This is a genomic window from Isoptericola sp. NPDC056578 (assembly GCF_042793275.1).
Taxonomy (GTDB): domain Bacteria; phylum Actinomycetota; class Actinomycetes; order Actinomycetales; family Cellulomonadaceae; genus Isoptericola.
This window is the reverse complement of record NZ_JBHTVC010000101.1, coordinates 1-8,273: the sequence shown is the minus strand read 5'-3', so window position 1 is coordinate 8,273 and position 8,273 is coordinate 1. Positions and strand designations below refer to the sequence as shown.

4 protein-coding genes are annotated in these 8,273 nt (G+C 75.9%); 2 read left to right on the top strand and 2 right to left on the bottom strand.

Going from position 1 to position 8,273, the window contains the following annotated elements; genetic code table 11:
* Together ACFQ80_RS22145 and ACFQ80_RS22140 are read right to left on the bottom strand one after the other, a co-directional pair.
* Positions 1-2,282, bottom strand: a 2,282-nt coding sequence (locus ACFQ80_RS22145) for a glycoside hydrolase family 48 protein (RefSeq protein ID WP_430565159.1), incomplete at its 3' end; no start/stop codon positions are given.
* A gap of 237 nt (positions 2,283-2,519) precedes the next feature.
* On the bottom strand, positions 2,520-5,291 hold the full coding sequence (locus ACFQ80_RS22140; protein ID WP_430565158.1) for a substrate-binding domain-containing protein: 2,772 nt from the start codon (positions 5,289-5,291) through the stop codon (positions 2,520-2,522).
* A gap of 80 nt (positions 5,292-5,371) precedes the next feature.
* On the opposite strand from ACFQ80_RS22140, the gene ACFQ80_RS22135 reads away from it, so the two are divergent.
* Positions 5,372-6,475, top strand: a complete 1,104-nt coding sequence (locus tag ACFQ80_RS22135) for a LacI family DNA-binding transcriptional regulator (protein ID WP_430565157.1) — start codon at positions 5,372-5,374, stop codon at positions 6,473-6,475.
* Positions 6,476-6,714: 239 nt separating this feature from the next.
* Positions 6,715-8,273 (top strand): glycoside hydrolase family 6 protein (locus tag ACFQ80_RS22130; RefSeq protein ID WP_430565156.1); only part of this gene is annotated, 1,559 nt, incomplete at its 3' end.

Genomic DNA, 8,273 nt, shown 5'->3' with positions numbered 1-8,273 from the left:
TACGAGTACGCGGTCTCCGGCTCGAGCCCTTCGTCGACGAACGACGTCGCCGCGGCGCCCACGGAACCGACGACCTCGCCGTCCCGGCTGACCTGGTACCCGGTGACCCGGGTGTCGTCGGTCGACGCCGACCAGGTCACCTGCACGCTCGTGCCGTCCGCGGTGGCGGTCACGCCCTGCGGCACGCTCGGCGCGGTGGTGTCGTCCGTCGGGACGTCCTCGCCGAACAACCGGTCGTAGTCCGCGAGCGCGGTCGCGACCGCCGTCTGCGCCCAGAACCGGTGGTAGGTGAACTCGGGCGCGGGCCCGCCGTCGAGGTGGTCCTGCACCTTCTGCCACTGCGGGTCGTCGGTGTAGAACGACCGCAGGTCGAGGAACGAGGCGCCCGCCCCGATCTCGTCGCCGTTCGGCATGGTGCCGGTCCAGCCCTCCGGCACGTACACGCCGTCGCCGTCCGCGGAGGTGAGCACGTCGTCGAACCGGGAGTAGTCGGCGCGCGTCTCCGTCGTGGCGACGCCGAGCGGGTCGCTGTTCTGGGTCCAGATCGCGTCCAGCAGGTCGTGCGCGACCTGCTGGGCCTGCGCGTGCTGCTCCCCCTCGCCACCGGCCGCGTAGTACATGAGCGACCGGGCGAGCGCGCCGGCGACGCCGACGTCCTGCCCGTAGCCGGTGACCTCGACGGAGAGGCCGGCGTTGTCGCCGGGGTCCGCGGCGTCCCAGTCGTCGGGCTGGCCCGACCAGGCGAGGTTCGACGGGATCTGCCACGAGTCGTCGGTGACGGTGATGTGGTCGATCACCCACGGCACCCACTTGTCGAGCACGGCCCCGGCGCGCGCGTCGCCCGTCTCCTCGTACAGCTGCGCGATGCGCTCCACGCCCCAGCCCTGCATGCCCATCCACTGGTTGGAGGGCGGGTCGTGGTAGACCGGCGCCTCCTGGTACGCCATGCCGTAGAAGGTCGCGACGTCGTCGGGCCGGTCGGCGTAGTGCCCCTCCCAGCTGTTGGTCGCGCCGCCGGCGATGCCGCCCTCGGGCGCCTGGAGCCACTGGAACAGCTCGAGCTGGCGGTCGAGGCTGGTGGCCCAGTCGTCGGACGCGGTCGGCGACGCGGGCTCGAGGTCCGGGTCGTTCGACAGCGCCCACGCCGCCATCGGGTTCTGGTACCCGAAGTGCGCGTGGCTGGAGCCGATGCGCCACGCCCACGGCGAGGCCGTGTCGAGCGCGCCGCCCCAGGCGTAGTACCAGGACAGCAGGTAGTGCGCGCTGTCGCGGCCGGTGCCCGCGGGGCACGTCGTGGACTCGCAGCCCGGCGTCTTGAAGTACTTGTCGAACAGGGCGTAGCGCAGGTAGTCGCCCATCTTGGACGCCTTGCCCACCGTGTCGGCCACGGCCTCGGGCTGCCCCTGCTCGGCGGCGAACTTGTTGGCCCAGTAGGCGGCCTCGACGGCGCGGGCGTCGGCGTCGGGCGCGTTGGTGTACTTCCACTGCTCCGCATACGACGCGTCGCCCGTGAACAGGTCGAGGTAGCCGTTCTCGCCGCCGTAGGAGAAGTCGTCGATCGACGGCTGCGGCACCGTCTCCCACACCGACTCCTGCGGCCCGCGCTGGAAGGTGTTGATGTACGACGTGCCCTCGTGGTCCGGCCCCAGCAGCTCGGACGAGCCGGGCGCCGCGCCGAAGCCGTACACGTTGTCGACGTCGGCGAGCCAGTGCATCCCGTACACCTCGGGGGTGCCGTAGGTGGACTCGAGCTCCGCGCCGATCGGGTCGCGCCCGACCGACACGCCCGTGTCGAGCGGGGAGGGGTACCGGCTCGGGTGGTCGAACTCCGGGGCGTAGGTCGCGGGCTTGGCCGGGTCGTACGCCGCGTTGGTCGGCTGGTTCTCCGTGGTCGGGATCATGTACTGCTCGAGCGTGTCCCAGGCGTGGTTGAACGGTTCCCAGTCGCCGGTCACCTGCCCGTAGGACGTCTCCAGCCACAACCAGAACGAGTACGCCTCGCTCGTGGTCTCGTGCCCGTAGTCGGGGGCCTCGACCATGAGCGTCTCGACCGCGTGGTACGGGATGCCCTGCGGCGAGAAGTAGCCGTTGGCCGGGTCGTGGATCTTGTCGTAGAGCTCCAGGAACCGCTGCGTGTACTCGCCGTCGACGAGCAGGGTGCGCTCGGCCGGGGCCGCCGCCGCGGCGGCCGGCCCGGAGGCACCGGGCGCGCCGAGCGCCGCCGCGGTCGGGCCGGCGGCGGCGAGCGCGGCCAGCGCCGCGAGCGCGGCGCCCGCGGCCACGACGCGTCGCGGCCGCCCGCCGGGGCGTGATCGGGCCGGACGTGATCGGGCGGCGCGTGGCTGTGGTGCGGGTGTGCGTGACGTGCGTGACGTGCGTGACATCGTGCGTGCACCTCTCATCGTCGGGAGGCTCGCCCCGCCCCGCGGTCCGCCGGCGGCGACGGGGGCGTCGAGCACCCCCGAGGCTCGTCGCGGCTCCACGGCCCCGGCAACGCACGGAAACGTTTCAGGTGACGCTCAGGCGCGCCGGGCGGTCGGGGCCGCGCGACGGCGCGCCAGCCGGTCGCCCGCCCGCCGCAGCACCTCGATGGCGTCGCCGCCGCCCGCGGACCCGTCGTCGTGGGCGGGCTCGGGGTGGCTCGTGCCCGCGGCGTGCTCGACGACGGCCTGCGCCCCGAGCACCGCCCGCAGCCGGGCGAGGCGATCCCGGGCCGCGACGGCGTCCGCGCCGTCGAGCAGCACGACGACGTCGCGCGGCGCCGGCCCGTACGCGCAGTCGTCGGGCTCCAGCTCGCCGTGCAGGCGGCGCAGCGCCAGGGCGGTCGGCGGCGCGGGGAACCCGACGCCGAGGACCTGCCAGCCGTACGCCCCGACCCGGCGGGCGCGGGAGATCGCCCGCTCGAGCCGGTCGACGAACAGCTCGCGGGCCACGAGCCCGGTGCCGGGGTCGACCAGCACCCGCTCGCGCAGCTCGCTGCGGAACAGGGTCACCTCCGAGACCACGGCCATCGCCCCGACCATGCGCGCGGCGCGGCCCCCGGCGTCGTGCACCGTGACGGCGCGGCAGCGCACCGTGACGTGGCGACCGTCGGCGACGCGGATCCGGTGCTCGACGTCCAGCGGCTGGTGCGACCCGGACAGCTGCGCGGCCACCGCGGACTGCACGCGGCGGACGTCGTCGGGGTGCACGCGACCCAGCCACTCCTGCGGGTCGTCGCCGACGCCGGCCGGGTCGCACCCCACGATGCGGGCCCACGCGTCGGAGTAGCGCACGCGGCCCGCCTCGACGTCCCAGTCCCAGGTGCCGTCGTGGGACGCGATGGACACCAGCGCGGTCCGCTCGTGCCCGGCGGCGACCTCGAGCGCCAGCACCCGCTCGCGCTCCGCGGCCTCCGCCAGCTCCCGGCGCTGGGCCTGCAGGGCGCTGAGGGTGTCCTCCGCGTCGAGGGCCACGCCGAGCATGGCCGCCCAGTGGTTGTAGCGCGCCCGCGTGCTCGTGGCGCGGGTGTCGACGAGCCCGCTCACCACGAGCACGCCCCGGTCCGAGCTGCCGAAGCCCACGGGCACGACGACGGTCGGCGACGCCGGGTCCACGAGCTCGGGCGGAGGGAACTCCTGGGGCGGGTACGTCGCCCCGACCAGCCGTCGCGGGCCGGTCGCGCCCCCGCGCGCGCCCACCACCTGCAGCGCCCGCCCGCCCGGGACGTCGGCGTCGTCGACCCAGAGCGCGAGCGCCGCCACCCCGCCGTGGCCGCGCGGCAGCCAGTCGAGGCTGCGCAGGGCGTCGCCGTCCGCCCGCATCATCTCGAGGTCCACCTCGTACTGCTCGGCCAGCTCGCGCTCGAGCCGCCCGGCCCGGCCCAGGGTGCCCGCGACCGTCCCGCGCGCCAGCGCGACCACGACGTCGCGCACGGTCGTCTCCAGCGCCGTCCGGCGGGCGGCCGGCCCGAGCGCCGTCCCGCTCCGCGCGGCCTCCGCCCCGCCCTGACCCGAGAGGCGGCGCGCGGCCGCGCGCCGGTGGCTCCGGACGGTCCTCGCCGCCTCGACGTGCAGCGCGGGCACCAGCTGCTCGAGCGCGTCGGGCGACGGGCGCAGCCGGGCCGTCGCGTCGGCGAGCGCGCGCAGCGCCGGCGCCGGGGCACGCAGCCCGCGGTCCGCCGCCGCGGCCAGGACCTGCCGCACGGCGGCGACCCACACGTCCCGGCCGTGCTCGCGCGCGAGCACCACGGGAGCCACGTCGTCCAGGCCCGGGTCCGCGCCCGCCGTCGGGCCGGACGACGTGCCGGGCGCGGAGACGGACGCGCGGTCGAAGGTGCCGGACGGCAGGTCCGCACGCCCGTCGGGCTCCGGGCAGCCGCTCCGCCCCGTCACGACGACGTGCCCCCGCGCGCCCGCCTCGCAGCCGCAGGACTCGCGCAGCACCAGCGCCGAACGCCCGAGGCGGTGCTCCCCCGTCACCCGCTCGCCGGCGATCATCGCCAGCACGAGCTGGGCGGCGCGCTCACCGACCGCGTCGTGCAGCAGGTCCACGGTCGACAGCCGCGGGCGGATCCGCGCCCCGAGGTCGGAGTGGTCGATCCCGACCACGGCCTGCGCCTCCGGGAGCGGCAGGCCCTGGGCGCGCAGCCCGCGCATGAACCCGACGGCGTTCCGGTCGGTGGCGGCGAGGGTGGCCGTCGTCGGCAGCGTCCCGTCGCCCGCCTCCACCAGGCGCCGCGCGACGACCTGCGCCCCGGCCTCCTGGTTGTCGCGGGTGCGGTAGAGCCACTCGGCCCGGGGTTCGATGCCGTGCGCCAGGAGCGCGTCGCGGTACGCGTCGTACCGCTCGCGCGTGTCGGTCTGGTCCGCGGCGCCGAGGAAGCCGATGCGCCGGTGGCCGTGCGCGACGAGGTGGTCGACGACGGCCCGCGCCGCGCCGGAGTTGTCCGGACCGAGGCTCGGGGCCGAGACCCCCTCCACCGGGCCGACCCCGACGAGCACCAGGGGCGTGCCGGCGTCGTGGATGTCGCGCAGCGTGTCGTCCTCGAGCGCGCTCGTCACGACGATGAGTCCGTCGCACCGCGACCCGCCGACCAGCGTGCGCCGGCGCGGCACCGCCGGGAACTCGGCCCGGTCCAGGTCCGCCGGGTAGGTCTGCAGCGCCACCACCCGGTGACGCCCGGCGCGCAGCACCCGGGCCGCACCCGCCAGCGCCCGCCCGAAGTAGTACCCCCCGAGCACGGGGCTGACCACCCCGATCGTCCGCGGGCCGCCGACGGGGCCCCTTCCCTGAGCACCGACCGTCGTCATCCGTACCACCGTCCTCGCCGTCGAGTACCGCGCACGTTCCCGGGTGCATTCTGCACCGATTCCCGGCACAGTGTGGGAGCGTGACCACGCCAAGCCGCACCGGGCCCGTGCCCGCCGTCGGCGCCCGACGCATCACCATCACCGACGTCGCGCGCGCCGCGGGCGTCTCGATCGCCGTCGTCTCCTACGCCCTCAACGGGCGCCCGGGGGTGTCCGACCGCACCCGGCGCCACGTGCTGCGCACCGCCGCGGACCTGGGCTGGCGCCCGAGCGCCGCCGCGCGCTCGCTGCGCTCCGCGCCCCACAGCGTCTCCGTCCAGGCCGTCGGCCCGGCGGACGCCGCGCGGGCCACCGCCGTCGCCCTCGGCCTGCGGTCGGCGCTCCAGGTGGGCGACGGCGCGCCCGCCACCGACGTCGTCGTCGACGTGGCGCCCGACCGGGACGCCGCGGCCCGGGACCTCGAGCACGCGTGGACGGAGCGGCGCCACGCCGCGTTCGTCGTCGCGGGGCTCACGCGCGACGACCCGCGTGCCCGCGCCGCCCGTCACGGCGGCGTCCCCCTCGTGCCGCTCGCGCCGTCGCGCGCGGCGGGGCCGTGCGCCGCGGCGGGCGCGGTCTGGTTCGCCGGGGACGCCGACGAGCGCACCGCGCGCTACCTGCGCGAGCTCGGGCACGCCCGGGTCGCGCTCCTCGCGCGGGACGCCCACGAGGACCGGTCGGCCGCCCTGCTCGACGCGCTCGACGCCCTCGACGAGGCGCACGCGGGCCTCCGCTCGCGCGTCGCGGTCACGGTCGAGCGGGTCGAGTACCGCACCATCGAGGACGCCGCGGCCGGCGCCGCGCGGCTGCTCGCCACCGAGGACCGCCCCACGGCCGTCGTCGCCGACGGCGACGTCGCGCTGCTCGCCGTGCTCGAGACGGCCAGGCAGCGCGGCCTGAGCGTGCCGTGGGACCTGTCCGTGCTGGTGCTCGAGGACTCCGCGGTCTGTCGCCTGGTGCATCCCGCCGCGACTGCGGTCGCCCGCCCGTGGGAGGAGCTCGGTGCCGCGGCCGCCGCCGCCGTGCGGCCCCTGCTGGGTGGCGGGGAGCCGACGACCACCGACGACCACGACGGACGAGCCGGTACCACGGTCCCCGTCGCCCGGCTCGTCATCCGGGGCTCCACGGCGCCCGCCCCGGCCTAAACGTTTCGCGCCCTGTCCCGTGGCGCCGGCCGTTGCCAGGTTGGGGTCGTCGGCGCCGACGGCCCGACGCCCGGCGTCCCGGGGCGGTTGCGCCGCCACGACGGCCCGGGCACCTGACGATCCAGGAGGCTCCTGTGCGATCAGCTTGGGAACGGCGCAAGGGCGCGCCGCAACGGGGACGGCAACGGAGACTGCCACACGGCCGTGCCACCGCCACGACCGCCGCCGTCGCCGCGCTCGTGGCAGCGCCGCTGACGGCCGCCACCTCGGCGGGCGCGGCCGAACCCCGCGTCGACAACCCCTTCGCGGGCGCGGACCAGTACGTCAACGCGTACTGGTCCGACAACGTCACGGCCGCCGCGGAGCGTGCCGGCGGAGCCCTCGGCGACTCGATGCGCGCCATCGCGAACGAGCCGACGTCCGTCTGGATGGACCGGATCAGCGCCATCGAGGGCAACGCCGACGGCCCCGGCCTGCGGACGCACCTCGACGCGGCGCTCGCGCAGAAGCAGGGCGACACCCCGCTGGTCTTCAACGTCGTCATCTACGACCTGCCCGGGCGCGACTGCTACGCCCTGGCCTCGAACGGCGAGCTGCCCGCGACGGACGAGGGCATGGAGCGCTACGAGACCGAGTACATCGACGCCATCGTCGACGTCCTCGACGACCCGGCGTACGAGGACCTGCGGATCGTGGCGACCGTCGAGCCCGACTCGCTGCCGAACCTCGTCACCAACAGCAGCGAGCCGCTGTGCCAGCAGGCCGCGCCGTACTACCGCGAGGGCGTCGCCTACGCGCTCGACCGCCTGCACGACGTGGGCAACGTGTACAGCTACATCGACGCCGCGCACGCCGGCTGGCTCGGCTGGCCGAACAACGCGCAGCCCGCAGCCCAGCTCTTCGCCGACGTCGTGGGCAGCACCGAGGCGGGCTTCGACTCCGTGGCCGGATTCGTCACCAACACGGCGAACTCGACGCCCCTGGCGGAGCCGTTCCTCGAGGACGGGAACTTCGGCAGCGGCGGGTTCGTGCGCCAGGCGGAGTTCTACGAGTGGAACGCCGACTTCGACGAGACGGACTGGACCGCCCACCTGTACGACCTGCTCGTCGCCGAGGGCTTCCCCGCCTCGATCGGCATGCTCATCGACACCTCCCGCAACGGCTGGGGCGGCCCCGACCGGCCCGCCGCCGAGAGCACGTCGGGCGACCTCAACACCTACGTCGACGAGTCCCGGGTCGACCGCCGCAACCACCGCGGCGCCTGGTGCAACCCGTCCGGCGCGGGCATCGGCGAGCGGCCCCAGGCCACGCCCGCCGGCTACCCCGAGTCGCACCTCGACGCCTTCGTGTGGGTGAAGCCCCCGGGCGAGTCGGACGGGTCCTCGGAGGAGATCCCGAACGACGAGGGCAAGCACTTCGACCGGATGTGCGACCCGACGTTCAACTCGCCCAAGCTGGGCGGCCTCCTCACCGGCGCGCTCCCGGACGCGCCGCTGTCCGGCAAGTGGTTCGAGAGCCAGTTCCAGATGCTCGTGACCAACGCCTACCCGGCGATCGGCGACGGCGGCACCGACCCCGGCCCGGACCCGGACCCGGACCCCGACACCACCGCGCCGAGCGTGCCGCAGGGCGTGACCGCCACCGCGGACGGCACGAGCGTGCAGGTGACCTGGTCGGCGTCGACGGACGACACGCGGGTCACGAGCTACGGCGTGCTGGTCGACGGCGAGGCCGCGACGACCTCCACGTCGACGTCGGCCACGCTCACCGGCCTGGAGCCGGAGACGTCGTACGAGAT